General features: G+C 72.9%; 24 protein-coding genes. 11 read left to right on the top strand and 13 right to left on the bottom strand.

What is annotated here, in order from left to right:
* Nucleotides 1-63 precede the first annotated feature (63 nt).
* Nucleotides 64-1107 (top strand): hypothetical protein, encoded by a 1044-nt coding sequence (locus MID12_RS29880; RefSeq protein WP_263172136.1) that lies wholly within the window; start codon nt 64-66, stop codon nt 1105-1107.
* A gap of 247 nt (nt 1108-1354) precedes the next feature.
* Nucleotides 1355-2827, top strand: coding sequence for an MFS transporter (locus MID12_RS29875; protein WP_411577021.1), 1473 nt, complete (start codon nt 1355-1357; stop codon nt 2825-2827).
* Nucleotides 2828-3010: 183 nt separating this feature from the next.
* On the opposite strand, the gene MID12_RS29870 is transcribed toward MID12_RS29875, so the two are convergent.
* The gene (locus MID12_RS29870; protein WP_040255211.1) at nt 3011-3859 is read right to left on the bottom strand and encodes a spermidine synthase; all 849 of its coding nucleotides are present in this window, start codon (nt 3857-3859) and stop codon (nt 3011-3013) included.
* Between the two features lie 153 nt (nt 3860-4012).
* Between MID12_RS29870 and MID12_RS29865 the strand changes: the two genes are divergently transcribed.
* From MID12_RS29865 to lnt, 6 genes are all read left to right on the top strand, one after another.
* A complete protein-coding gene (locus tag MID12_RS29865) occupies nt 4013-4741 on the top strand; it encodes a TVP38/TMEM64 family protein (protein ID WP_263172131.1) in 729 nt (242 codons plus the stop codon).
* A 295-nt stretch (nt 4742-5036) separates the two neighbouring features.
* Nucleotides 5037-5909 carry an undecaprenyl-diphosphate phosphatase gene (locus MID12_RS29860; RefSeq protein WP_040255209.1) on the top strand — a complete coding sequence of 291 codons (873 nt, stop codon included), beginning with the start codon at nt 5037-5039 and terminating at the stop codon, nt 5907-5909.
* A 110-nt stretch (nt 5910-6019) separates the two neighbouring features.
* Nucleotides 6020-6202, top strand: coding sequence for a CsbD family protein (locus MID12_RS29855; protein WP_040255208.1), 183 nt, complete (start codon nt 6020-6022; stop codon nt 6200-6202).
* Between the two features lie 230 nt (nt 6203-6432).
* On the top strand, nt 6433-6621 hold the full coding sequence (locus MID12_RS29850) for a hypothetical protein (RefSeq protein ID WP_040255207.1): 189 nt from the start codon (nt 6433-6435) through the stop codon (nt 6619-6621).
* A 223-nt stretch (nt 6622-6844) separates the two neighbouring features.
* Nucleotides 6845-7303 carry a nuclear transport factor 2 family protein gene (locus MID12_RS29845; protein WP_263172127.1) on the top strand — a complete coding sequence of 153 codons (459 nt, stop codon included), beginning with the start codon at nt 6845-6847 and terminating at the stop codon, nt 7301-7303.
* A 131-nt stretch (nt 7304-7434) separates the two neighbouring features.
* The gene (lnt, locus tag MID12_RS29840; RefSeq protein ID WP_078845299.1) at nt 7435-9048 is read left to right on the top strand and encodes an apolipoprotein N-acyltransferase; all 1614 of its coding nucleotides are present in this window, start codon (nt 7435-7437) and stop codon (nt 9046-9048) included.
* Here the strand turns inward: lnt and MID12_RS29835 are convergent.
* Nucleotides 8975-9877 (bottom strand): Gfo/Idh/MocA family protein, encoded by a 903-nt coding sequence (locus MID12_RS29835; RefSeq protein WP_263172124.1) that lies wholly within the window; start codon nt 9875-9877, stop codon nt 8975-8977. The genes lnt and MID12_RS29835 overlap by 74 nt on opposite strands.
* Nucleotides 9878-10116: 239 nt before the next feature.
* On the opposite strand from MID12_RS29835, the gene MID12_RS29830 reads away from it, so the two are divergent.
* Nucleotides 10117-10554, top strand: coding sequence for a hypothetical protein (locus tag MID12_RS29830; RefSeq protein ID WP_263172122.1), 438 nt, complete (start codon nt 10117-10119; stop codon nt 10552-10554).
* Between the two features lie 69 nt (nt 10555-10623).
* Here MID12_RS29830 and MID12_RS29825 read toward each other — a convergent pair whose 3' ends face one another.
* From MID12_RS29825 to MID12_RS29795, 7 genes are all read right to left on the bottom strand, one after another.
* The gene (locus MID12_RS29825) at nt 10624-11148 is read right to left on the bottom strand and encodes a hypothetical protein (protein WP_263172121.1); all 525 of its coding nucleotides are present in this window, start codon (nt 11146-11148) and stop codon (nt 10624-10626) included.
* Between the two features lie 151 nt (nt 11149-11299).
* A complete protein-coding gene (gene ung, locus MID12_RS29820) occupies nt 11300-11983 on the bottom strand; it encodes a uracil-DNA glycosylase (protein WP_040255202.1) in 684 nt (227 codons plus the stop codon).
* 115 nt (nt 11984-12098) lie between these two features.
* The gene (locus MID12_RS29815; RefSeq protein WP_078845298.1) at nt 12099-13721 is read right to left on the bottom strand and encodes an ABC transporter substrate-binding protein; all 1623 of its coding nucleotides are present in this window, start codon (nt 13719-13721) and stop codon (nt 12099-12101) included.
* A gap of 96 nt (nt 13722-13817) precedes the next feature.
* Entirely contained in the window at nt 13818-14573 is a 756-nt protein-coding gene (locus tag MID12_RS29810; protein ID WP_263172120.1) for an SDR family oxidoreductase, read from the bottom strand.
* 16 nt (nt 14574-14589) lie between these two features.
* The gene (gene fabG, locus MID12_RS29805; protein WP_263172119.1) at nt 14590-15351 is read right to left on the bottom strand and encodes a 3-oxoacyl-ACP reductase FabG; all 762 of its coding nucleotides are present in this window, start codon (nt 15349-15351) and stop codon (nt 14590-14592) included.
* 194 nt (nt 15352-15545) lie between these two features.
* Nucleotides 15546-15938 (bottom strand): DUF3037 domain-containing protein, encoded by a 393-nt coding sequence (locus MID12_RS29800; RefSeq protein ID WP_040255198.1) that lies wholly within the window; start codon nt 15936-15938, stop codon nt 15546-15548.
* Nucleotides 15935-16813 (bottom strand): HipA family kinase, encoded by an 879-nt coding sequence (locus MID12_RS29795; RefSeq protein ID WP_078845297.1) that lies wholly within the window; start codon nt 16811-16813, stop codon nt 15935-15937. The genes MID12_RS29800 and MID12_RS29795 overlap by 4 nt, the downstream gene beginning before the upstream one ends.
* Nucleotides 16814-16971: 158 nt before the next feature.
* On the opposite strand from MID12_RS29795, the gene MID12_RS29790 reads away from it, so the two are divergent.
* The gene (locus tag MID12_RS29790) at nt 16972-17412 is read left to right on the top strand and encodes a Rieske (2Fe-2S) protein (protein WP_263172117.1); all 441 of its coding nucleotides are present in this window, start codon (nt 16972-16974) and stop codon (nt 17410-17412) included.
* A 31-nt stretch (nt 17413-17443) separates the two neighbouring features.
* Here MID12_RS29790 and MID12_RS29785 read toward each other — a convergent pair whose 3' ends face one another.
* Complete coding sequence (locus tag MID12_RS29785) at nt 17444-18349, bottom strand: LysR family transcriptional regulator (RefSeq protein WP_040255196.1); 906 nt, start codon at nt 18347-18349, stop codon at nt 17444-17446.
* Between the two features lie 74 nt (nt 18350-18423).
* On the opposite strand from MID12_RS29785, the gene MID12_RS29780 reads away from it, so the two are divergent.
* Nucleotides 18424-19401, top strand: coding sequence for a DMT family transporter (locus MID12_RS29780; protein WP_052482700.1), 978 nt, complete (start codon nt 18424-18426; stop codon nt 19399-19401).
* Nucleotides 19402-19478: 77 nt separating this feature from the next.
* Here MID12_RS29780 and MID12_RS29775 read toward each other — a convergent pair whose 3' ends face one another.
* From MID12_RS29775 to MID12_RS29765, 3 genes are read right to left on the bottom strand one after another with little or no spacing between them, the layout of a single operon-like run.
* The gene (locus MID12_RS29775) at nt 19479-20276 is read right to left on the bottom strand and encodes a 3-oxoacyl-ACP reductase (RefSeq protein WP_040255194.1); all 798 of its coding nucleotides are present in this window, start codon (nt 20274-20276) and stop codon (nt 19479-19481) included.
* A 6-nt stretch (nt 20277-20282) separates the two neighbouring features.
* The gene (locus tag MID12_RS29770; RefSeq protein WP_411577083.1) at nt 20283-21689 is read right to left on the bottom strand and encodes an aldehyde dehydrogenase family protein; all 1407 of its coding nucleotides are present in this window, start codon (nt 21687-21689) and stop codon (nt 20283-20285) included.
* Nucleotides 21656-23020: a glutamine synthetase family protein gene (locus tag MID12_RS29765; protein ID WP_263172112.1), complete on the bottom strand. Its 1365-nt coding sequence runs from the start codon at nt 23018-23020 to the stop codon at nt 21656-21658. Before MID12_RS29765 ends, MID12_RS29770 begins: the two co-directional genes overlap by 34 nt.
* Nucleotides 23021-23051: the final 31 nt, after the last annotated feature.

Here is a 23051-nt window from a genome sequence, read left to right as displayed (position 1 = left end):
CGGTACAGCCTTGACAAGGGCCGGTGACCAAATCGTGTCCCCGGCGCCACTAAGGTACGGCTCATGTGGCCAGGACAGCAGCCGCCCGGGGGCGAGCAGAACCCGCAGGACCAGAACCCGTACCAGCAGCCGGGTTACCAGCAGCCGAATCCCTATCAGCAGCCGGGATATCAGCAGGGGAACCAGTACCAGCAGCCGGGGCAGCAGCCCGGGCAGCCGGGTGGCTGGAGTGCGCCCACCGTACCGATGGGCTCCCCGCCTCCGCCGCCGAACGGCGGGAACGGCAAGCAGACGAAGATTGTCGCGATCGTGGCGGCCGCCGCCGTGGTCGTCACGGCCGGTGTCACCGGTTTCCTGGTCCTCGGCGGCGACAAGGACGACGAGGCCAAGGACGACAAGGGCAAGGACAAGCCCAGCGTCTCGGCCTCGGCCAAGCCCAGCGAGGAGCCCGACTCCACGCCGACCGGCGGCGGGGACAACCCGCGCGGCGGGGGCAACGACCTCAAGCCGACCGTTGCGGGTTGGCAGGTCGTGGTCAACCCGAAGTGGGGCACCGCCTTCGACGTCCCGCCGGACTGGGAGCTGCAGAGCCCGGACACCCTGATCGGCTTCGAGGACGACAAGAGCACCACCGGCAAGCCGCTGATCACCATGTCGGCCCCCGCCTACTACAAGTCCAAGTGGTGCGAGTCCGACGAGGACAAGGACGGCACCAAGGACACCACGGCGCTCGGCGCGGTGGGCACCAAGGGCGCCGACGGTGCCAAGGACGAGAACGAGACCGCGGTCAACCAGGTCCCGTGGTGGGTCTTCGGCGGGTACACGCAGCCCGACAAGAAGAGCATCAAGTTCGACAAGAAGGCGAAGTCCTACACCACCAAGTCGGGCATCAAGGGCAAGCTCGCCCGTGCCGAGTCGACGAACACCCCGCAGAAGGGCAAGTGCGCCAGTGACGGCAAGGCGCTGACCTTCGGCTTCAAGAACTCCAAGGGCAACTTCGTGGCCTGGAACCTCTACGGGGCCAAGGGCGTCAAGGACGAGATCCCCGAGGAGACCATCATGAAGATCCTCAGCACCGTCCGGCTGCACGGCAACCCGACGGGCTGATCCGGGGCGGCAGTTCCGGCCACCGGTCCCCGTGACCCCGCACGGCCGGGGGCGGACCACCTCACCACGAGGGGTCCGCCCCCGGCCGTCGCGTTTCCGGGCCCGGGCCGAACTCCCGCGTAGGGAAGGGGAGTTCGGCGCCCAGGACCCCGTACCGCCGCTGCGAGGCCGGGGACGTACGCGGATCTCCGGGCCCTCGGCGGGTCCGCGGGAAATCGTTTGCCGGGGGCCTCGTCCACCGGGGACAGTGCCTCCCGTGAGCCGATCCCACCCCCGCTTCTCGCCTCCCCACTGGGCGGGCCGCAACTACACGCTGCTGACCGCCGCGACCGTCATCACCAACCTCGGCAGCCACGGCGCCCTCATCGCCGCCGCCTTCGCGGTGATCGAGGCCGGGGGCGACAGCGGGGACGTCGGGCTGGTGGCCGCGGCGCGGACCCTGCCCCTCGTCCTCTTCCTGCTGATCGGCGGCGCGGTCGCGGACCGGCTGCCCCGGCACCGGGTGATGGTCGCGGCCAACGCCCTCAACTGCCTCTCCCAGGCGGCCTTCGCGGTCCTGGTGCTCGGCGGGGAGCCGGTGCTCTGGCAGATGATGGCGCTCACCGCACTCGGCGGCACCGGGCAGGCCTTCTTCAACCCGGCCTCCGAGGGCATGCTGATGTCCTCGGTCTCCCGCGAGCAGGCCGGACGCGCCTTCGCCTTCTACCGGATGGCGATGCACGGTGCCGGGATCGGTGGTGCCGCGCTCGGCGGAGCGCTCGTCGCCGCCCTCGGCCCCGGCTGGGTACTGGCCGTGGACGCCGCCGCCTTCGCGCTCGCGGGCGCCCTGCGTGCCTTCCTGGACGTCAGCCACATCCCGCGCCGCCCGCCCGGCGGCGGCATGCTGCGCGATCTGCTCGACGGCTGGCGGGAGTTCACCGGGCGCAGCTGGCTGTGGAGCATCGTCGCGCAGTTCTCCGTGGTGGTCGCCGTGATCGGCGCCGCGGAGGCGGTGTACGGGCCGATGGTGGCGCGGGACGAACTCGGCGGCGCCGGTCCCTGGGGCCTGGTCCTCGGCGCCTTCGGTGCCGGAACCGTCGCCGGCGCCTTCCTGATGATGCGCTGGAAACCGCGCCGGCTGCTGCTCGCGGGCACCCTGTGCGTCTTCCCGCTCGCCCTGCCCTCGGCGGCGCTGGCCGTGCCGCTGCCGATACCGGGCCTCGCCTCGGTGATGTTCGCGAGCGGGGTCGCCATCGAGGTCTTCGGCGTCGCCTGGATCACCGCGCTGCACCAGGAGATCCCGGAGGAGAAGTTCTCCCGGGTCTCGGCCTACGACTGGTTCGGCTCCATCGCCATGGTGCCGCTGGCCACCGCCCTCGCGGGCCCCGTGGAGGGCGCCGTCGGGCGGAGCACCGCCCTGTGGGCCTGCGCCGCCCTGGTCGTCCTGGTCACCGCGGCCGTGCTCTTCGTCCCCGAGGTACGCACGCTCACCCGGGGCTCCACCACGGAGGCGGCAGGGGGCGCGGGGGCCGCAGCGGTCATCGAAGCCGCGAAGGCCGCCGAAGCCGCGACGCCCACCGGGCCCGTGAAGACCGCCGAGCCCCCGAAGGCCGCCGAAGCCACTCCCCCCGCCCCCGCCCCGGCGACCGCTCCGACGTCCGCTCCGGCGAAGGCCCCCGCCCTGGCCGCCAACTCCCTGGAGGACGTACCGGATCCGGGCCCGGCCGCCGGGACCTCGTAGCAGGCACCCCGAAGCAGGCACCCCGAAGCAGGCACCTCGTAGCAGGCACCCCGTAGCAGGCCCCTCGCAGTCCGGGCCTGGAGGCAGTACGGGCCTGGAGGCGGTACGGGCCCTGAGGCGGTACGGGCCCGGGAGCTCCTTCGTAGTCCGGGCCGCATCGCGCGGGACCCGGGCGACGGACGCTCAGCCGCCCACCCGGAACGCCCCCGAGGGCGGCGCGGGTGAAGGCACCGCCGTCTCGTCCTCGACCGGGGCCGCGTCCCCCGTGAAGCGGCGCAGTGCCGCCCCGTCCTCGACCCGGGCGGCGAAGGGGTCGGCGGCGGCGCGGCGGCTGAGCGCGGCCACGTCGATCTCCTGGTGCGAGGCCACCAGGACGGCGTTGCCGAACCGGCGCCCGCGCAGCAGCGAGGGCTCGGCGACGAGCGCGAGATGGGCGAAGACCGCGCCGAAGGTGGCGAGTTGGGAGCGCAGAAAGGCAAAGGGCGTGCCGTCGGCGAGGTTGGCCGCGTACTGCCCACCCGGCCGCAGCACCCGCGCCGCCTGACGGGCGTACGGCAGCGTGGTGAGGTGCGCGGGGATGTGCGAGCCGCCGAAGACGTCCGCGAGCACCAGGTCGGCGCTCTCCCCGGGGGCGGCCTCCAGGAAGGCCCGGGCGTCGGCGGTGTGCAGCTCGGCCGTCATCCCCTCCGACAGCGGCAGATGCTCGGCGACCAGTTCGAGCAGGGCGCGGTCGGCCTCGACCACCTGCTGCCGGGAGCCGGGGCGGGTCGCCTCGACATAGCGCGGCAGGGTCAGCGCGCCGCCGCCCAGGTGCAGCACGTCCAGCGGCCGCCCGGGCTCCGCGGCGGTGTCGATGACATGCCCGAGCCGCCGGGCGTACTCGAACTCCAGGTGCTCGGGCGCGTCCAGGTCCACATACGACTGGGGCGAACCGTCGAGGGTGAGCAGCCAGGCGCGCGGCCGGTCGACATCGGGCATCAGTTTGGCGGTGCCGAAGTCCACGGCTCGGGTCACGGGTACCGGCTCTTCCACGACTCCATTGTGCCGCCACCGCGCGCCGCGGGCAGAGCGGGCAGGTCACGGCCGCTTTCCGGGGCGCGGGGGCGGCCTTCCGCACGGGCGGCCGTGACGCCGGTGGGACCTCGCCTTCGGCGATCAGTCACCTACGTCGGCTAGTCTCCCCGGATGCCTCCGACCGCAGCAGCACGCACCGAGGTCCTCGCCCCGGCTCCGCCCCGGGGCCTCGCCGCGCGACTCGGCAGAGGGCTGCTCTCGCCCTGGTCCCGGCTGACGCTGCTGCTCGTGCTGCTCGCGGGGATGGGCGCGAGCGTGCTGCTCCTGGAACCGCAGCGGCTGCTCTCCGACGGCTGGCCGAAGCAGCTCGGCGGGGCGGCGGCACTGCTCGTCTTCGTGGCGGCCTACGGACTCTGCTGCGTGGCCTTCGTGCCGCGGCCGCTGATGAGCCTGGCGGCGGGCGCGCTCTTCGGCTCGACGCTCGGCCTGGTGGCCGCGGTCGGCGGTTCGGTGCTCGGCGCGGCCCTCTCCTTCGGGCTCGGCCGGATGCTCGGGCAGGACGCGCTGCGCCCGCTGCTGCGGGGCAGACTGCTGACGGCGGTGGACGGGCAGTTCAGCAGGCACGGCTTCCGGACGCTGCTCGCCACCCGGCTCTTCCCCGGCGTCCCCTTCCTCGCGGCCAACTACTGCGCCGCGGTGTCCCGTACCCGCTGGCTGCCCTTCCTGCTCGCCACCGGGCTCGGGATCATCCCCAACACCGGGGCCTATGTCGTGGCGGGGGCGCGGGCCTCCACGCCGACCTCGCCGGTGTTCCTCTTCGCGATGGGCTTCATCGCCGTGACGGGCCTCGCCGGGGGCGCGGTGGCCTGGTGGAAGCGGGAGAAGTTCCGGGGGCGTTGAGCGTCCTCGGCCCAACCGCCGTACCCGGCAAGGCTTCTGGCCCCGCCTCAGGCGGGTCGCCGCGGCCTCGGGGCCCCTGCGGCGCCCGGGCCCTGTGACGGGCGCGGCGACCAGGGGCGCTACGCTGCACCGCAGCACCTGATCCCCCGGCGGCACCGTCACCGCCCCGCCCACCGGAGCGTCACGAAGAGCCGAGTCCCTCACGCCCGCCGCCCGCGGGCGAGATGCCGCACCCTTCCACCGCCCCTGGCCCTCGCGAACGGTCAGCGCCCGACCCAGTTGGACCCCTCACCCCATGTCTTGGTTCGAATCCTTCATCCTCGGGCTCGTCCAGGGACTGACCGAGTTCCTGCCGATCTCCTCCAGTGCGCATCTGCGCCTGACGGCCGCCTTCGCGGGCTGGCACGACCCGGGGGCGGCGTTCACCGCGATCACCCAGATCGGCACCGAGGCGGCGGTGCTCATCTACTTCCGCAAGGACATCGCCCGGATCATCTCGGCCTGGTCCCGCTCCCTGGTGAACAAGGAGATGCGCCGCGACCACGACGCCCAGATGGGCTGGCTGGTGATCGTCGGCTCGCTGCCGATCGGGATCCTCGGCGTGACCTTCAAGGACCAGATCGAGGGCCCCTTCCGCGATCTGCGGCTGATCGCCACCACCCTGATCGTGATGGGCATCGTGCTCGGCATCGCCGACCGCCTCGCGGCCCGCGACGAGACCGGCGGCAGGCACCGCGCCGCGCGGGCCCGCAAGTCGCTGGAGCAGCTGAACGTCCGCGACGGCCTCATCTTCGGCATCTGCCAGGCGATGGCCCTGGTCCCCGGCGTCTCCCGCTCCGGCGCCACCATCAGCGGCGGACTCCTGATGGGCTACCGCCGCGAGGCCGCCGCCCGCTACTCCTTCCTGCTCGCCATCCCCGCGGTACTCGCCTCCGGCGCCTTCGAGCTGAAGGACGCGGGCGAGGGGCATGTCTCCTGGGGCCCGACCATCTTCGCGACACTGATCGCCTTCGTGGTGGGATATGCCGTCATCGCCTGGTTCATGAAGTTCATCACCACCAAGAGCTTCATGCCCTTCGTCTACTACCGGATCCTGCTGGGCATCGTGCTGATCGTGCTGGTCCTCAGCGGCGCCCTGTCCCCGCACGCCGGGGAGTCGGTCGGCTAGAGCAGGGCCGGACCGCCCCCTAACCCGCCTGCCCCGTACGCCGAGCGGTGCGCCCGCTTCCGTCCTACTTTGAGCCGGTAAGCGAACCACCCTAGACGTGAGGAGTCGCCGTGAGCGACAACGCCATGGACAAGCTCAAGGGCAAGGCCAAGGAGATGAAGGGCAAGGCCACCGGCAACGACCGGGAGGCCGCCGAGGGCCGGACGGACCAGGCCAAGGGCAAGACCAAGGACGAGATGGGCAAGATGCAGGACCGCGCGAAGGGCATGCGCGACTCCATGGACGACAACTGACGGTCCGTCCCCCACGGAGCCCCCGCCCCGGCGGGGGCTCCGTCGTACCCCGGCACCCGCACGCCGCTCAAACCACGGGCACCCGGAGTGAGGCCAAGGTCACACAGCTGGACACTTCCCGGTCAGGACGTCCAATTTGCCTGGTCAGGGCGGTTGCCCCGACTACGTGTGGCGATCAGCACCTGACGCTGCGGAGCGCTCGGCGCAGTCGAGGCCCTAAACTCGACGGCATGCCCCCAACCGATGAGTCCCACGATTCCGCGCGTTCTGCTGCCGATGTGAACGAGCAGATCCGCAGCCTCTGGCTGCGCGCGGGCGGCCGACTCTCGAACGAGCAGCGCAAGGAGTACGAACTGCTCGTCACCGAGTGGGCGGTCGCGATGCGCGAGGAGCGCGAGGAGATCGTCAAGGCCGCCTGAGGCCCGTCTCCCCGGATCCCGCCGCCGTCGCGGTCCCGCCGCACCGAGTCCGGCACCCGTACCGCACCCGTTTTCCCCGGCCCGCACGTCCCCACCGATCCGCATTCCGCGGTACGGCGCGGGGAGGTGCGGGCCTTCGCGTGCCAGGGGTCCGTGCGCCCGTGCTTCCGTCCGCCCCCGCACGGCCCTTGGTTCCTCGCCCCGCATGGCCAAGACTGAGGCGATGACGCAGCGTGGAGAACTCGCCGCAGTGGTCGACCGGCTCGCCGTCGACGCCCTGGTCACCGAGTACGCCGTGACCGTGGACGACTCCGACTGGGCCGGGTATCCACAGCTGTTCACCCCGGACGGCCGGGCCGACCACAGCGCGGTGGGCGGCATCGCCGCGGACGCGACCCGGACGGCCGAGTGGCTGGCGGACGATCTGCGGCGCCACCCGGTGCGGCAGCTCCTGCTCGTCAACCGGCGCCTGCGTTTCACGCGGTGGGAGCAGGACCTCGGCGATACCGCCCAGGTCCAGGCCGACTACCTCAGCTCACTGCGCCCGGCCCCGCCGGACGGCGCCGCTTCCGCCCCCGGTCTCGACTCGGGCGGGCGCTACGAGTTCGCGCTGCTGCGCACCGAGGACGGCTGGCGCTTCCGCGGCCTCCTCGTCCAGGAGAAGTGGCGGAAGTCCGGCTGACCTCCGACCGCCGGGCCGGGGTTGGTCTTCTGCCGCCGGTGACCAGAAGCACCCGCCGGGTCTGTGCATGATCGGCCCGAACCCGCAGACTGGAGGCAGGCACCGGCGAGGGCGAGTCAGGGAGGCGCGGTATGGACCTGCTCGATCCGCCGTCCGCTCCCCGCCCCGGCAAGGACCGCCCGCTGCGCACCCGCCTCGCGCCCGGCCGCCGCGATCTTGCCGCCGTCCTCGCGGGTGCGCTGCCCGCGCTCGCCTTCCCGGCGCCCGCGCTGTGGTGGCTCGCGCCCTTCGTCCTGGTGCCCTGGCTGCTGCTGCTCCGCTCGGCGCCCTCGCCGCGCGGGGCGATGCGGGAGGGCTGGCTCGGCGGGCTCGGCTTCATGCTCGCGGTGCACCACTGGCTGCTGCCGAGCCTGCATGTGTTCACCTTCGTCCTCGCCGCGCTGCTCGGTCTGCTCTGGGCGCCCTGGGGCAGGCTCGTGCACCGGCTGCTCGGCGGCGCGGGCCTCCCGCTCCGGCCCTGGGCGGCCCTCGGGCTCCTGCCCTGCGGCTGGCTGCTGATCGAACTCGTACGGTCCTGGGAGGGGCTCGGCGGTCCCTGGGGACTGCTCGGATCCAGCCAGTGGCAGGTGGCGCCGGCGCTCCGGCTCGCCTCCCTCGGCGGTGTCTGGCTCCTCAGCCTGCTCCTGGTCGCCGTGAACACGGCACTGGCCCTGCTCGTCCTGGCACCGGCCCACCGCCGCGCCGCGCTCTGCGCCCTGCTCGCGGTCGCCACCCTGACCGGCACGGCCTGGCTGCTCGCCCCGCGTCCCGAGGAGTCCGGGCGCACCCGGGTGGCCCTCGTCCAGCCCGGGGTGGTCGGCAAGGACGCCACCGGGTACGCCCGTCTGGACCGGGAGGTGCAGCTCACCCGGCAGCTCGCGGGGCGGGGCGTCGACCTGGTCGTCTGGGGCGAGAGCAGCGTCGGCTTCGACCTGCGGGACCAGCCCCGCCTGACCGAGCGCATCACGCGGCTCTCCCGGGAGGTCGGCGCGGACATCCTGGTCAATGTCGACGCCCGGCGCGGCGGAGCGCGGGCCACCGGCGGCATCTACAAGAGCGCCGTGCTCATCGGGCCGGACGGACCGACCGGCGACCGCTACGACAAGATGCGGCTGGTCCCCTTCGGCGAGTACGTGCCCGCCCGGTCGCTGCTCGGCTGGGCCACCTCGGTCGGCCGGGCGGCAGGCGAGGACCGGCACCGGGGCACCGGCCAGGAGATCATGCGGCCCGCCGGGGCGCCGCGCCTCGGCACCGTGATCTGCTTCGAGTCGGCCTTCCCGGACATGAGCCGCCAACTCACGGCGGACGGCGCGCAGTTGCTCCTCGCGCAGTCCTCCACCTCCTCCTTCCAGGACAGCTGGGCACCCCGGCAGCACGCCTCGCTCGCCGCGCTGCGGGCGGCGGAGACCGGGCGGCCGATGGTGCACGCCACCCTCACCGGGGTCTCGGCGGTCTACGGCCCCGACGGCACCCGCATCGGCCGGACCCTCGGCACCTCCGCGTCCACCGCCGAGGTCTACGAGATCCCGCTCGCCGGGGGCACCACCCCCTACGTCCGCTTCGGCGACTGGCCGGTCCACGCGGCGGTCACCGCGCTCGCCCTCTACGCGCTCGCCGGCGGGGTGCGGGTGCTCAGGAGCGGGACTCCACCTCGCGTACGAGCCGCTCGCACAGCTCGTGCGTGGCCAGCGCGTCCCGGGCGCTGAGCACCTCGCCCCGGCGCACCGCGTCCAGGAAGGCGAGGACGGCCTGTTCGACGCCGCGCTGGCGGGCCACCGGCACCCAGTCGCCGCGCCGCCGCTCGGAGGGCTGGCCCTTGTGGTCGATCACCTCGGCGAGATTGCGCACCACCCGCTTGGTGTCCTGGCCGGAGACCTCCAGGACCTCCTCCGCGGAACCGCTCATCCGGTTCATCACCCCGAGCGCGGTGAAGCCCTCCCCGGCCAGTTGCAGGACGAGATGGTGCACGAGCCCGTCGACCACCCGGGCCCGTACGTCCACCGTGTCCGCCGGGCCCGGCAGCAGGAAGCGCAGGGTGTCGGCGACATGGATGAAGTCGTCCAGGATCATGGTGCGCGGGCGCTCGGGCAGCCCGAGGCGGTTCTTCTGCAGCAGGATCAGCTCGCGCGGGTGCTCGGCGCACTGGGCGTAGCTGGGCGCGTAGCGGCGATTGAAGCCGACGGCCAGCGAGAGGCCCCGGGCTTCGGCGAGGTCCACGAGCCGGGCGCTGTCGGCCAGTTCGTAGGCGAGGGGCTTGTCCACGTACGTCGGTACGCCCGCCTCCAGGAGCGCGGAGACCAGGGCCGGGTGCGCCCCGGTCGCCGCGTGCACGAAGGCGGCGTCGAGCCCCGCGGCGAGCAGGGAGTCCAAGCCGGTGTGGCGGCGCTCCGGCGGGATGTGGTGCGCCTCGGCGGTGCGGCGCAGGTTCTCCGGGGAGCGGGTGTGCAGGTGCAGTTCGACGTCCGGCTGGGTGGTGAGCACCGGAAGGTAGGCCTTGCGGGCGATGTCGCCGAGACCGATGCAGCCGACCTTCACGGGTACTCCTTCGTTCGCGGGCGGGGCCGAGGCAGCTGAAGCATACGGCCGAAGGGCTGCGGGGCCCCGGCCGAGCCGGACCGCCAGGACCGCCCGGGCGGCGGAGGCCCCGCCGCGCCCACCGCACCCCGGCACCGCGCGGTCCCGATCCCCCCGCGCCTCACCTGTGCGTCACCCGTGCGGGGCAACCTGCCCGCCGGGAGTATCCGAACCCCCGGTGATCACGACAGAGTGCTGCGGTGCACAGGATTTCCACCACCGCTCTGCTCGTCGCCGCGTTCCTCCCGGCCGCGGCCGGATGTGTGACCGTGGGCCCGCCCTCACCGGGGCGGGCCGTCTCCCCGAGCCCGGATCCGGCGGGGCCGCACGGCAGCGCCCGGCCCGCGGAGATCCTCGAGGCGCCCGCGCGCGAGGCGCTCGAATACATCGGCCCGCGCCCCACGTCCCCGGCCCCCACCGCGCCGGACCGGAGCGTGGCACCGGCCGCGCCGTCCGCCTCCGCCGCACCGCCGGGCGCCACCGGGGTCCCGGCCGCTCCCGCTCCGGCCCGGCCGCGCTCCCCCGGGCCGGCGCTGCCCACCAGCGAGCGGCAGCTGTGCGCGCTCTCGGACCGCTGGGATGTGCTGCCGCCGGACAGCAGGGCCGCCCGTATCTGCAAGGAGCGGTACGGGAGTTGAGGCGGAGGGCGGGAGGCGGGCGGCGGTGCGGGGCCGTCCGGCGGTGCGAAAGCCGGGGCCCCTCGCGGTTCAGGGTTCCCGGCGCGGTGGGCCGAGCGGGCCCCGGTGGTCCTCGGCCGCCGACTCCTCCAGGCCTGCCTCCAGCCGGTCGACGGCCGCTCGGATGCCGTTTCCGTAGCCGTCCTCGGGGAGGGCGCCGAGGGCTCCGCGCGCCCTCTTGAGGTGGCTCCGGGCGGCGGCGAAATGGCGGAGGCCCACGTAGTCGGCGGCCAGGTTGAGGTGCAGGGAGGGGTAGAGGGCGCGTACCGCGAGCCGTCCGTCGTGGGCGGCGAGGCGGCTCTCGGTCAGTTCCTCGGCGGCGGAGAGCGCGCGCAGGTCCCAGGCGAGCTCCTCCACCGGGTCGTCCTGGGCGTCGGCCATGAAGTGGGCCAGGGTGCAGCGGTGCAGCGGGTCGCCGCCGTCGCCGATCTCGCCCCAGAGCGCGCCGAAGCGGTGCCGGGCCTCCTCGCGGTCCCCGGCGTGGTGCAGCATGATGACCTGCCCGATCCGGGTCATCACGGCGTCCTCCGACGCCTCCTGGCCTCGCTCCGCCACCGCGACCTCCGTACTCGTACGCGGAGCGGCGCCCCGGCCGCCCGCCCCCTGAAACTAACCGCCGCCCGGCGGGATGCGCCTCAGGCACGGGCGGGGGCGGGCGGGGCGCTGGGCCAGGCCGGTGACGCACCGGCCCGGCCCCGGGGCGGGCTCAGCCGAGGTCGGGGATGCGCCAGTCGATCGGGGTGTGCCCCTGCGCGGCCACCGCCTCGTCGATCTGGGTGAAGGGCCGGGAGCCGAAGAACTTCCGCGCCGAGAGCGGTGAGGGGTGGGCGCCCTTCACCACGGCATGGCGCTCCTGGTCGATCAGCGGGAGCTTCTTCTGCGCGTAGTTCCCCCAGAGCACGAAGACCGCCGGGTCGGGGCGGTCCGCCACGGCGCGGATCACCGCGTCGGTGAACTTCTCCCAGCCCTTGCCCTTGTGCGAGTTGGCCTCCCCCTCGCGGACGGTCAGCACCGCGTTGAGCAGCAGCACGCCCTGCCGGGCCCAGGGCATCAGATAGCCGTTGTCGGGCACCGGGTGGCCCAGCTCGGACTCCAGCTCCTTGTAGATGTTGCGCAGCGAGGGCGGCGTACGCACCCCGGGGCGCACCGAGAAGCAGAGCCCGTGGCCCTGGCCCGGGCCGTGGTAGGGATCCTGGCCGAGGACGAGGACCTTCACCTGCTCGTACGGGGTGGCCTCCAGGGCGGCGAAGACCTCCTCGCGCGGCGGGTAGACGGGGCCCGCGGCCCGTTCCTTCTCGACGAATTCGAGGAGTTCCTCGAAGTAGGGCTGGTGGAGCTCCTCGCCGAGGACGCCGCGCCAGGATGCGGGCAGCACGGAGGTGTCGGTCATTCAACTTCCTTCACAGGACGGCCTGGTGGGGCCGAGTCAGGTGCGGTCACTTCCCACCGCAGAACCTACTCGCCCCCACTGACAGCGACCGCCACCGCTGCCGCCGGACCCCGTCCTACCAGCTGGTCTTGCGGTGCAGTTCCCACATCATCATGATCGTCGAGGGGTCGAGCGCGCGCTCCCCGCCCGCGATCTCCTCGCTGGCGGCCACGTACTGCTTGCCCTGCCACAGCGGGAGCAGCCGCACATCGTCCAGCATGATCTGCTGCGCCTGCTGGAACTGCTCGACCACGGCGCCGCGGTCGCTCTCCCGGCGGGACTCCGGCAGCAGCTTGTCGATGATCTCGGGGGACTTGTACTGCGGGCCGAGCAGGTTCTGCTCGCCGACGAACGGGGCGATGAAGTTGTCCGGGTCGGGGAAGTCCGGGAACCAGCCGCGGCCGAAGACCGGGTACTCGCCCTTGCGGTAGGCGGCCTCGTAGTCCTTCCAGGGGCGGCCCTTGACGGTCACGTCGAACAGGCCGGTCCGGTTGAGCTGCTTCTTGATCTCCTCGAACTCCGGGCCGGTCGCCGATCCGTAGCGGTCGGTGGTGTACCAGAGGGTCAGCTTCACCGGCTCGTCGATGCCCGCGTCGGTGAGGATCTTCTCGGCCTTCTCCGCGCTGGGGTTGCCGTACTGGTCGAAGAAGCCCGTGGTGTGGCCGGCGAGGCCGCGCGGCACCATGGAGTACAGCGGCTCCACGGTGTCCTTGTAGATCTTGTGGGCGAGGGCGCCGCGGTCGAGGATCTGGGCGATCGCCTTGCGCACGGCCGGCTTGCCCGCCCAGCGGTCCTTGGGGTTGAAGACCAGGTAGCTGATCTCGGTCCCGGAGCCCTCGACGAGCTGGACGCCCTCCTTGTTCTTGTTGCCCTGCAGGGCAAGGGTGTCGTCGGCGCCCAGTCCCCGGTAGGTCACATCGATCTGCTTCTTCTTCAGCGCGCCCACCATGGCGGCCGAATCCTGGAAGTAGCGAATCGTCACTGCGTTGTTCTTGCGGTCGGCGAAGCCCTTGTACGAGTCGTTCCTCGCCAGCTCCGCCTTGGTGTTCTCCTCGTAGGACTCGAGCGTGTACGGGCCGGAGCCGGTGACCGCGCCGTCGTCGCGGACCTCGTCCTCGGGGTACTCCTCGGGGTCGACGATCGACATCGCGGGGGTGGCGAGGACGAAGGGGAAGGTGGCGTCCGACTTCTTCAGGTGGAAGACGACCTGGCGATCGCCCTTGGTCTCGACCCGGTCGAGGCTGCCGAGGAGACCGGTCGGACCGCCGTCCACGCCGATCTTGCGGATCCGGTCGATGGAGTACTTGACCGCCTTGGCGTCCAGCGTGTCACCGTCGGAGAACTTGAGGCCCTCGCGCAGCTCGCAGGTGTACTCCTTGTTGGAGAAGTCGGTGAACTTGCACTTCTCCGCGGCGTCCGGCTCGGGGGACGAGGCGCCGGAGGGGTAGCTCAGCAGGGTCTGGTAGATGTTGCGGAAGAGTTCCCAGGAGCCGTCCCAGGAGGCGGCGGGGTCGAGCGTGCTGGGGGCACTGGTGGTGCCCACGACGACCCGCTTCTCGCCGTCGTCGTCGCCGGAAGAGAGAACCCCGCACCCGGCCAGCACGGTAAGGGACGCGACGGCGGCTATGGGCCGCAGGTGGATCCGGTTGAACACGCGCTCGCTCCTCGATAGGCCACGCCGTACGGGTTGGCAGACCATATCGCAGTGCCCCGCCGAGTGAACTGGCCACTGCGGCGGGGCACTTGAAGATCCCTTACGTGGCATTGGGGAGCTTTGCGAAGGCTGGCCGATTTCTTATCCGACGCCCGCATTGAGGAAGATGCCGCCATCGACCACGAGTGTCTGCCCGGTGACCCACCCGGCGGACTCCGAGGTGAGGAAGGCGGCGGCCCCGCCGATGTCCTCGGGCACCCCGAGGCGGCCCAGCGGGTACGCCGCGGCCGCCTCCTCCTCGCGGCCCTCGTAGAGCGCCTCGGCGAACTTGGTCTTCACCACCGCCGGGGCGATGGCGTTGACCCGTACCTTCGGCGCGAACTCGTGGGCGAGCTGCTGGGTCAGGTTGATCATCGCGGCCTTGCTCATGCCGTAGGCGCCGATGAAGGGCGAGGCGGAGACGCCGGCCACCGAGGCGATGTTCACGATCGCGCCGCCGTTCTCCTGCTGCCAGGCGCGCCAGGTGTGCTGGGCGAAGCCGAGCGCGGAGAGCACGTTGGTCTCGTAGACCTTGCGGGCCACCGCGAGGTCCAGCTCCGCCATGGGGCCGAACACCGGGTTGGTGCCCGCGTTGTTGACCAGGTGGTCGACGCGGCCGAAGGCCTCGACGGTCCGGGCCACGGCCGCGGCCTGGTGCTCCGGGTCGTGGGCCTTGCCCGCGACGCCGATGACCCGGTCGGAGCCGAGCCGTTCGACGGCCTCCTTGAGGGCGTCCTCGTTCCTGCCGGTGATGCAGACCCGGTCGCCGCGAGCGACGAGCGCCTCGGCGATGCCGTAGCCGATACCGCGGCTCGCCCCCGTGACGAGGGTGGCCCTTCCGCTGTCCTGCACTGTCACTGCCGTGCCCTTCCGATCAGTTGAGCGGGCCGCCGGCCACGTACAGCGTCTGGCCGGAGACGAATCCGGCGGCGTCCCCGGTGAAGAAGGCGACGGCGTTGGCGATGTCCTCGGGCGTGCCGACGCGCTGTACGGGGATCTGGGTGGCCGCGGCGGCCTTGAAGTCCTCGAAGCCCATGCCGACGCGGTCGGCGGTGGCCTTGGTCATCTCGGTGGCGATGAAGCCGGGGGCGACCGAGTTGGCGGTGACGCCGAACTTCCCCAGCTCCTTGGCCAGCGTCTTGGTGAAGCCCTGCATACCGGCCTTGGCGGCGGAGTAGTTGACCTGGCCGCGGTTGCCCAGCGCGGAGGAGCTGGACAGGTTGACGATCCGGCCGAACTTGGCGTCGACCATGTGCTTCTGGACCGCGCGCGACATCAGGAAGGCGCCGCGCAGGTGGACGTTCATGACGGTGTCCCAGTCCGAGACGCTCATCTTGAACAGCAGGTTGTCGCGGAGCACACCGGCGTTGTTCACCAGGATGGTCGGGGCGCCCAGCTCCTCGGCGATCCGCGCGACGGCGGCCTCCACCTGCGTCTCGTCGGAGACGTCGCAGCCCACGGCGAGGGCCGTGCCGCCCGCGACGGTGATCTTCTCGACGGTGTCCTTGCAGGCGGCCTCGTCGAGGTCGATGACGGCGACGGCGCGCCCCTCGGCGGCCAGGCGTACGGCGGTCTCGGCGCCGATGCCGCGGGCCGCGCCCGTGACGACGGCTACGCGCTGCTCGGTGGTGGACATAGTGTTCTCCTCGCCCTCGGAAGCCGGTTGATGCGGCTCGTGCGGCCGACCCCTGGGTGAGCGACCGCTTAGTACCTCACGGGTCGTGACGCTAGAAGCCACGGCACCCGGTGTCAACGGCAACCGCCCCGCTGTGATCGATTACCCGACAGGAAGTACCGCAAGTACCGGCTCACCGGACCGTACGTACCGGCTCACCGGACCAGCAGCGCGAGCAGCCGGTCGGCCTCGGCGGCTGGGTCGCTGGTCAGGCCGGTGTGCACCGGGCCGGGCTGGACGACCGTGGAGCGCGGCGCGACCAGCCAGCGAAAGCGGCGCCCCGCCTCGTCGCGCGCGGCCTGCCCGGCCTCCTCGCCGCCCCGGCAGACCCCCTCGACGGCATGGAGTGCCGCCCGGATCCCCGGGACATCGGCCTCGGGGTCGAGCGCGCGCAGCCGGTCGGCGTCGAGATGCGTACGGGCCCCGACGAAGGAGGCGCCCCGGCAGTAGACCAGGACGCCCGCGTTGATCTGCTCCCCGCGCTCGATCCGCGGCACCACGCGCAGCAGGGCGTACTCGAAGACGTGCAGGGGGGCCGAGGCGGTCATCGGGCGGCGCCCTTCCCCGCGGCGGGGCGGGGCGCGGGCGCGGTGCCGGGGTCCCGCGGGCCGCCGGTGTCCGGCCGGTCCGGCGGGGTGATCCAGCCGAAGGGCCCGGTGGCGGCGGCCGGTTCGGGCAGCACGAGGTGCCGGTGGACCTGGGCGGCGCGCGGCAGCAGGACGGCGGCGTAGGCCGCGCGCACCTCCTCGGGCCCGGCGAAGCCCTCCTCGCCTTCGAGCCAGGCGTCGGGGACCTCGGCGGTGACCTCGGCCAGGAGTTCGGGGGTGATCCGCGGGGCCAGCTCGGCGGCGGCCCGCTCCACCTCGGGGGCGCAGCTCGCGAGGGCGTGCTCCGAGGCGTCGTAGGGGCGCTCGGCGGCGCGGGCGGCGCCGGGCCAGTGGTGGTGCCAGATCATCGTGGCGCCGTGGTCGATCAGCCACAGCTCGCCGTGCCAGACAAGGAGGTTGGGGTTGCGCCAGGAGCGGTCGACATTGCCGGTGAGGGCGTCGAACCAGAGCACCCGGCCCGCCTCGACGGGGTCCACCCGGTAGGCGAGCGGGTCGAAGCCGAGGGCGCCGGGCAGGAAGCGCATGCCGAGGTTGGCGCCGCCGCTGGACTTGAGGAGTTCCTGCACCTGCTCGTCGGGCTCGCCGAGGCCGAGCACCGGGTCCAGCTCCATCCGGACCAGCTCCGGCACCCGCAGCCCGAGCCGCCGGGCGAGCCCCCCGCAGATCACCTCGGCCACCAGCGTCTTGCGGCCCTGCCCGGCCCCGCGGAACTTCATGACGTACGGGGTGAGGTCGTCGCCCTCGACGAGCCCGGGCAGTGAGCCGCCCTCGCGCAGCGGTGCCGCATAGCGGGCCGCCCTGACTTCGGTGAGCATGGGACCAGGCTACTGCCGGTGACGACCGCCTCCGCTCCCCCGCCCGGAGCACCCGCGCGTGCCCGCCGGGCACTTCGGGCGTTGAACGGCCGGTCGTGCCGACGCGTACGACAGGTCGGAGCCCGGTTCCGGGCCAGCCCGTACGGAAGGACACCACCATGTCGCGCTCGCAGGAATCCGCTTCCGCCCTCACCCGGCGTACCGCCATCGCCGCCGCGGGCACCGCGGGGCTCTCCGCCGCCCTTGCCGCCTGCGGGGGTTCGGGGGACTCCGGGCCGTCCGGGGACTCGCCGTCCGGCGGCGGCAGCGCGGGCGCCGCGCTGGGCAAGGCCTCGGAGATCCCGGTGGGCGGGGGCAAGATCTTCGGGGACGAGCAGGTGGTCGTGACCCAGCCGGAGAAGGGGCAGTTCAAGGCCTTCTCCAGCATCTGCACCCACCGGCAGTGCCAGGTGGCCTCGGTCGGGGACGGGACCATCAACTGCAACTGCCACGGCAGCCGGTTCTCCATCGAGGACGGCAGTGTGCAGGCGCCGCCGGCCACCCGGCCGCTGCCCGAGAAGAAGATCGAGGTCACCGGCGGGCAGGTGAAGCTCGTCTGAGAGCGCGAGGGCCGAGCCCGCGCCGCCCGCCTCAGTGCGAGACGTGGTCGGCGGCGCGGCGCAGGGCCTCCACGGCGGCGCGGATCGAGGGGCGCCGGTCGGCGTCCGCCCGCCAGACCGCGTAGACGTGCCGGAAGACGCCGTCCCGGACCGGCACCGCGCGGACCCCCGCGGGCATCGGCTCGCGGCCGAGGCGCGGGGCGACGCAGACGCCGAGCCCGGCGGCCACGTAGGCGAGCTGGGTCTGGTGCTCCTCCGCGCGGTGCGCGATGCAGGGTTCGATGCCCTGGGCGCGCAGGGTGAAGAGCAGCCACTCGTGGCAGAAGGCGCCCTCCGGCCAGGTGATCCACTCGTCCCCGGTGAACTCGGCCAGCTCCGCGGAACCGCGGTCCGCCAGCGGGTGGTCGACCGGCAGGGCCACATCGATCGGGTCGTCGAGGAGGGCGGCCTTGACCAGTCCGTCCGGCAGCCCGAGCGGCTTGTTGTACCAGTCGAGGACGACGGCGAGATCGAGGTCGCCGCGGACCACCCCGGCGACCGCGCGCTCCGGCTCCCACTCCACGGTGCGCACCCGCAGCCCGGGGTGGCGGGCGCGCAGCTCGGCGACGGTGGCGGGCAGCAGTCCCCGCGCGCCGGTGGGGAAGGCGCCCATCCGCAGTTCGCCGACGGCCTGGCCGCGGTGCGCCTCCAGGTCGGACTGGGCCAGCTGCACCTGGGAGAGGATGCGCCCGGCGTGCTCGGCGAGGAGCTGCCCGGCGTCGGTGAGGCGCACGCCCCGGCCGTACTTGGCGAGGAGCTGCTGCCCGACCTCGCGTTCGAGCTTGGCCATCTGCTGGGAGACCGCGGAGGTCGTCACGTGCAGTCCCTCGGCGGCGCCGCTGACCGAGCCGTGCCGGGCGAGGGCGTCGAGGGTGCGCAGCCGCTCCAGGTTCAACATATAAGCGATGCTAAGCCATAGCTCGCATGGAATCTCGCTTGTCCTTATCAGTGCCTGGTCGCAGGCTTGCTGCCATGACGCGTACGACGGCCACCCCGCCACCCGCCACCGGTTCGGCGGCGCCCCTCTCCCGCACCTCCGCCGAGACCGATTCCGCTCCCCCGGCGCCCCGCCGCCTGTTCGACTGGCGGCTGCGGTTCGCGCTGCTCTCCCTGATCTGGGGCTTCAGCTTCCTGCTGATCAAGGTGGGCACCCATGGCTTCGCACCGCTCCAAGTCACCCTGGGGCGGCTGGTGTTCGGCACCGCGGTGCTCGCGGTGGCCCTGGTGGTGCGCGGCGAGCGGCTGCCGCGCGACCCCCGGCTGTGGGGGCATCTCGCGGTGGCGGCCTTCCTCCTGAACGCCCTGCCGTTCTCGCTCTTCGCCTTCGCGGAGCTGACCATCCCCTCCACGCTCGCGGGGATCTGCAACGCCACCTCCCCGCTGTGGGGCATGGCCCTGTCGGTGGTCGCCCTCTCCGAGGACCGGCCCACCCGCCGCCGGGTCGCCGGTCTCGGCATCGGCTTCCTCGGGGTGCTGACCGTGCTCGGCGCCTGGCAGGGCTTCAGCGGGCTCGACCCGGCGGGCACCGCGATGGCCCTGCTCGGCTCGCTCAGCTACCCGGTGGGCTGGATCTACCTGCGCCGCACGGTCGCGGGCGGCGGCCACTCCCCGATCGCCCTGGTGGGCGGCCAGCTCTTCCTCGGCGCCCTCCAACTCGCCGTGGTGACACCGCTGTTCACCTCGCTGCCGGGCCGGATCGAGGTGCTGCCGCTGCTCGCCGTGCTGGCCCTCGGCGCCCTCGGCACGGGTCTCGCGGTGCTGCTCCAGTACGGCCTGGTCACCGAGGTCGGGCCGACCACCGCGCAGATGGTCACGTACTTCATCCCGGTGATCGCGACCGCGGCCGGGGTCGGGCTCCTCGGGGAGCCGCTGTCCTGGAACACCCCGGTGGGCGCGCTGATCGTGCTCGCGGGCGCGTTCCTGACCCAGTCCAGGCCGCGGCGGCGCTGAGCGGCTTCCCCACGGGGGTGTGCGGGGAGCCGGGGGCGGGCCCCCGGCTCCCCGCACCGGTCTGCCGCGACCGGTCTCTACACCGGAGTGACGTACGCCCCCGCGATGCCGCCGTCGACCAGGAAGTCGGTGGCGTTGACGAAGGAGGCGTCGTCGCTGGCGAGGAAGGCGACCGCGGCGGCGATCTCCTCGGCCTCGGCGAAGCGTCCGGCCGGGATGTGCACCAGGCGGCGGGCGGCGCGCTCGGGGTCCTTCGCGAACAGCTCCTGGAGCAGCGGGGTGTTCACCGGGCCCGGGCAGAGCGCGTTGACGCGGATGCCCTCGCGGGCGAACTGCACGCCGAGTTCGCGCGACATCGCGAGCACCCCGCCCTTGGAGGCGGTGTAGGAGATCTGCGAGGTCGCCGCGCCCATCACCGCCACGAAGGAGGCGGTGTTGATGATCGAGCCCTTGCCCTGGCGCCGCATATAGGGGAGGGCCGCCTTGCAGCACAGGTACACGGAGGTGAGGTTGACCTCCTGCACCCGCTTCCAGGCCTCCAGTCCCGTGGTGAGGATGGAGTCGTCGTCCGGGGGCGAGATGCCCGCGTTGTTGAAGGCGATGTCGACGCTGCCGTACGCGTCGAAGGCGGCCTTGTAGAGGGCCTCCACCTCCTCGGCGTCGGTGACGTCGACCCGGACGAAGAGCCCGCCGACCTCCTCGGCGGCGGCCTTGCCCGCCGTCTCGTCGATGTCGGCGCAGACGACGCGGGCGCCCTCGGCGGCGAACCGCCGCGCGGTGGCGAGGCCGATGCCGCTGCCGGCACCGGTGACGACCGCGGTACGGCCGATGAGGCGGCGGCTCACCGAGGTCTCGGTGGCAGGGGTGTCGGTCATGGTGGTTCAGGCCTCCGTGCTGAGGAAGACGTTCTTGGTCTCGGTGAATGCGGTCAGGGCGTCGGGGCCCAGCTCCCGGCCGAGGCCGGACTGCTTGTAGCCCCCGAAGGGCGTCCAGTAGCGGACGCTGGAGTGCGAGTTGACGGAGAGGTTCCCGGCGTCGACCCGGCCCGCGACCCGCAGCGCGCGGCCCACGTCCCGGGTCCACACCGAGCCCGCGAGGCCGTACTCGGTGGCGTTGGCGAGCCGGATCGCGTCCTGCTCGTCCTCGAAGGGGATCAGGACGGCCACCGGCCCGAAGACCTCCTCGACCGCGGCGGGCGCCTCGGCGTCGAGCCCGGTGAGCAGCGTCGGCGGGAACCAGAATCCGGGTCCCTCGGGGGCGGTGCCGCGGATGCCGGGCAGTTCGTCCGGTACGTAGGAGCGCACCCGCTCCAGCTGGGCCCGGGAGATCAGCGGGCCCATCTCGGTCTTCTCGTCCGCGGGGTCGCCGACGACGATCTCCCGCAGGGCGGGGGCGAGGAGTTCGAGGAAGCGGTCGTGGACCTCGCGCTGCACCAGGATGCGGCTGCGGGCGCAGCAGTCCTGTCCGGCGTTGTCCAGGAAGGACATCGGGGCGGCGGCGGCCGCGGCCTCCAGATCGGCGTCGGCGAAGACGATATTGGGGCTCTTGCCGCCCAGTTCGAGCGTCACCCGCTTCACCCGGTCCGCGCATCGGGCCATGATCTGCTTGCCGACCCGGGTGGAGCCGGTGAAGACGATCTTCGCCACGCCGGGGTGCTCGACCAGGGCGTTCCCGGTGATGTCCCCGGCGCCCGGCAGCACCTGGAAGAGCCCTTCGGGCAGTCCCGCCTCCAAGGCGAGTTCGGCCAGCCGCAGCGCGGTGAGCGGGGTGGTCTCGGCCGGTTTGAGGAGGACGGCGTTGCCCGCGGCGAGGGCGGGGGCGGTGCCCCAGGCGGCGATCGGCATCGGGAAGTTCCACGGGGCGATCACGCCGACCACGCCGAGGGGTTCGAGAATGGTGAGGTCGAGGCCGCCGGGCACCGGGATCTGGCGGCCGTTGAGCCGCTCCACTCCCCCGGCGCTGAAGTCGAGGAGGTCGCGGACGTTCCCGGCCTCCCAGCGGGCGTTGCCCAGGGTGTGGCCCGCCTGGCGGACCTCGATCAGGGCCAGCTCCTCCTGGTGCTCGCCGACCGCGTCGGCGAAGCGGCGCAGCAGCCGGGCCCGGTCGGCGGGCGCCGCGGCGGCCCACCGGCGCTGGGCGGCGGCGGCCCGCCGGACGGCGGCGTCGACCTCGGCGACCCCGGCGGCCGGGACCGTCGCGATGATCTCCTCGGTGGCCGGGTTCAGTACGTGGTGCTCTTGCGACACGCGGGTCCTCACAGTCGTTCGAAGGAGCGGCGCAGCTCCCAGTCGGTCACCGCGGCGTCGAAGGCCTCCAGCTCGACCCGCGCCATGTTGCTGTAGTGGGCGACCACCTCGTCCCCGAAGGCCTCCTTGGCGAGCGCGCTGTTCTCCCACAGCTCGGCCGCCTCGCGCAGGGTGGTCGGTACGTGCGCGTAGTCGGCCGTGTAGGCGTTGCCCGCGCAGGCCTCGGGGAGCTCCAGCTCGTGCTCGACGCCGTGGAGGCCGGCGGCGACCATGCCCGCGACGGCGAGGTAGGGGTTGACGTCGCCGCCGGGCACCCGGTTCTCGAAGCGGGTGCCGGGCCCGTGCCCGACGACCCGCAGCGCACAGGTGCGGTTGTCGTTGCCCCAGGCGACCGCGGTCGGGGCGAAGGAGCCGGGCTGGAAGCGCTTGTAGGAGTTGATGTTCGGGGCGTAGAGCAGGGAGAAGTCGCGCAGGGCGGCGAGCTGTCCGGCCAGGAAGTGCCGCATCAGCGGGGACATCGGCTCCGGACCCTCGCCCGCCATCGCGTTGCGGCCCTCGGCGTCCTGGAGCGAGAGGTGGATGTGGCAGGAGTTGCCCTCGCGCTCGTCGAACTTCGCCATGAAGGTCAGCGAGACGCCTTCCTGGGCGGCGATCTCCTTGGCGCCGGTCTTGTACACGGCGTGCTGGTCGCAGGTGGTCAGGGCCTCGTCGTAGCGGAAGACGATCTCGTGCTGGCCCGGATTGCACTCGCCCTTCGCGGACTCCACGGTGAGACCGGCCGCCGCCATCTGGTTGCGGATGCGGCGCAGCAGCGGTTCGATGCGTCCGGTGCCGAGCACGGAGTAGTCGATGTTGTACTGGTTGGCCGGGGTCAGGCCGCGGTAGCCCGCGTCCCAGGCCTGCTCGTAGGTGTCCTTGAAGACGATGAACTCCAGCTCGGTGCCCACATGCGCGCTGAGGCCGAGGGCGGCGAGCCGGTCCAGCTGGCGGCGGAGGATCTGCCGGGGGGCGGCGACCACCGGGCCGCCGTCGTTCCAGGCGAGGTCGGCCACGAGCAGGGCGGTGCCCTCGTTCCAGGGGACCTTGCGCAGGGTGGCCAGGTCGGGGTGCATGGCGAAGTCGCCGTAGCCCCGCTCCCAGGAGGACATGGCGTAGCCCTCGACGGTGTTCATCTCGGTGTCGACGGCGAGCAGGTAGTTGCACCCCTCGGTGCCGTGCTCCAGTACGTCGTCGAGGAAGAACTGGGCGGCGAACCGCTTGCCCTGGAGCCGCCCCTGCATATCGGGGAAGGCCAGGACGACGGTGTCGATCTCGCCGCCGGCGACGAGGGCGCGCAGTGCCTCGACGCTCAGCGGGGGTTTACGGTCTGCCACGGGAAAGCTCCTCCTTCGGCCTGCCGGAAGC

This window comes from Streptomyces sp. SCSIO ZS0520 (genome assembly GCF_025643355.1).
Taxonomy (GTDB): Bacteria; Actinomycetota; Actinomycetes; order Streptomycetales; family Streptomycetaceae; genus Streptomyces; species Streptomyces physcomitrii.
The sequence above is the reverse complement of the archived record's forward strand: the minus strand, read 5'-3'. Positions and strand labels throughout refer to the sequence as shown.

Coding starts and splice junctions, on each gene's coding strand:
- MID12_RS29880 (WP_263172136.1), top strand. CDS start 64: ATGTGGCCAGGACAGCAGCCGCCCGGGGGCGAGCAGAACCCGCAGGAC.
- MID12_RS29865 (WP_263172131.1), top strand. CDS start 4,013: ATGCCTCCGACCGCAGCAGCACGCACCGAGGTCCTCGCCCCGGCTCCG.
- MID12_RS29860 (WP_040255209.1), top strand. CDS start 5,037: ATGTCTTGGTTCGAATCCTTCATCCTCGGGCTCGTCCAGGGACTGACC.
- MID12_RS29850 (WP_040255207.1), top strand. CDS start 6,433: ATGCCCCCAACCGATGAGTCCCACGATTCCGCGCGTTCTGCTGCCGAT.
- MID12_RS29845 (WP_263172127.1), top strand. CDS start 6,845: ATGACGCAGCGTGGAGAACTCGCCGCAGTGGTCGACCGGCTCGCCGTC.
- lnt (WP_078845299.1), top strand. CDS start 7,435: ATGGACCTGCTCGATCCGCCGTCCGCTCCCCGCCCCGGCAAGGACCGC.
- ung (WP_040255202.1), bottom strand. CDS start 11,983: ATGACCGACACCTCCGTGCTGCCCGCATCCTGGCGCGGCGTCCTCGGC.
- MID12_RS29815 (WP_078845298.1), bottom strand. CDS start 13,721: ATGGTCTGCCAACCCGTACGGCGTGGCCTATCGAGGAGCGAGCGCGTG.
- fabG (WP_263172119.1), bottom strand. CDS start 15,351: ATGTCCACCACCGAGCAGCGCGTAGCCGTCGTCACGGGCGCGGCCCGC.
- MID12_RS29800 (WP_040255198.1), bottom strand. CDS start 15,938: ATGACCGCCTCGGCCCCCCTGCACGTCTTCGAGTACGCCCTGCTGCGC.
- MID12_RS29795 (WP_078845297.1), bottom strand. CDS start 16,813: ATGCTCACCGAAGTCAGGGCGGCCCGCTATGCGGCACCGCTGCGCGAG.
- MID12_RS29790 (WP_263172117.1), top strand. CDS start 16,972: ATGTCGCGCTCGCAGGAATCCGCTTCCGCCCTCACCCGGCGTACCGCC.
- MID12_RS29785 (WP_040255196.1), bottom strand. CDS start 18,349: ATGTTGAACCTGGAGCGGCTGCGCACCCTCGACGCCCTCGCCCGGCAC.
- MID12_RS29780 (WP_052482700.1), top strand. CDS start 18,424: ATGACGCGTACGACGGCCACCCCGCCACCCGCCACCGGTTCGGCGGCG.
- MID12_RS29775 (WP_040255194.1), bottom strand. CDS start 20,276: ATGACCGACACCCCTGCCACCGAGACCTCGGTGAGCCGCCGCCTCATC.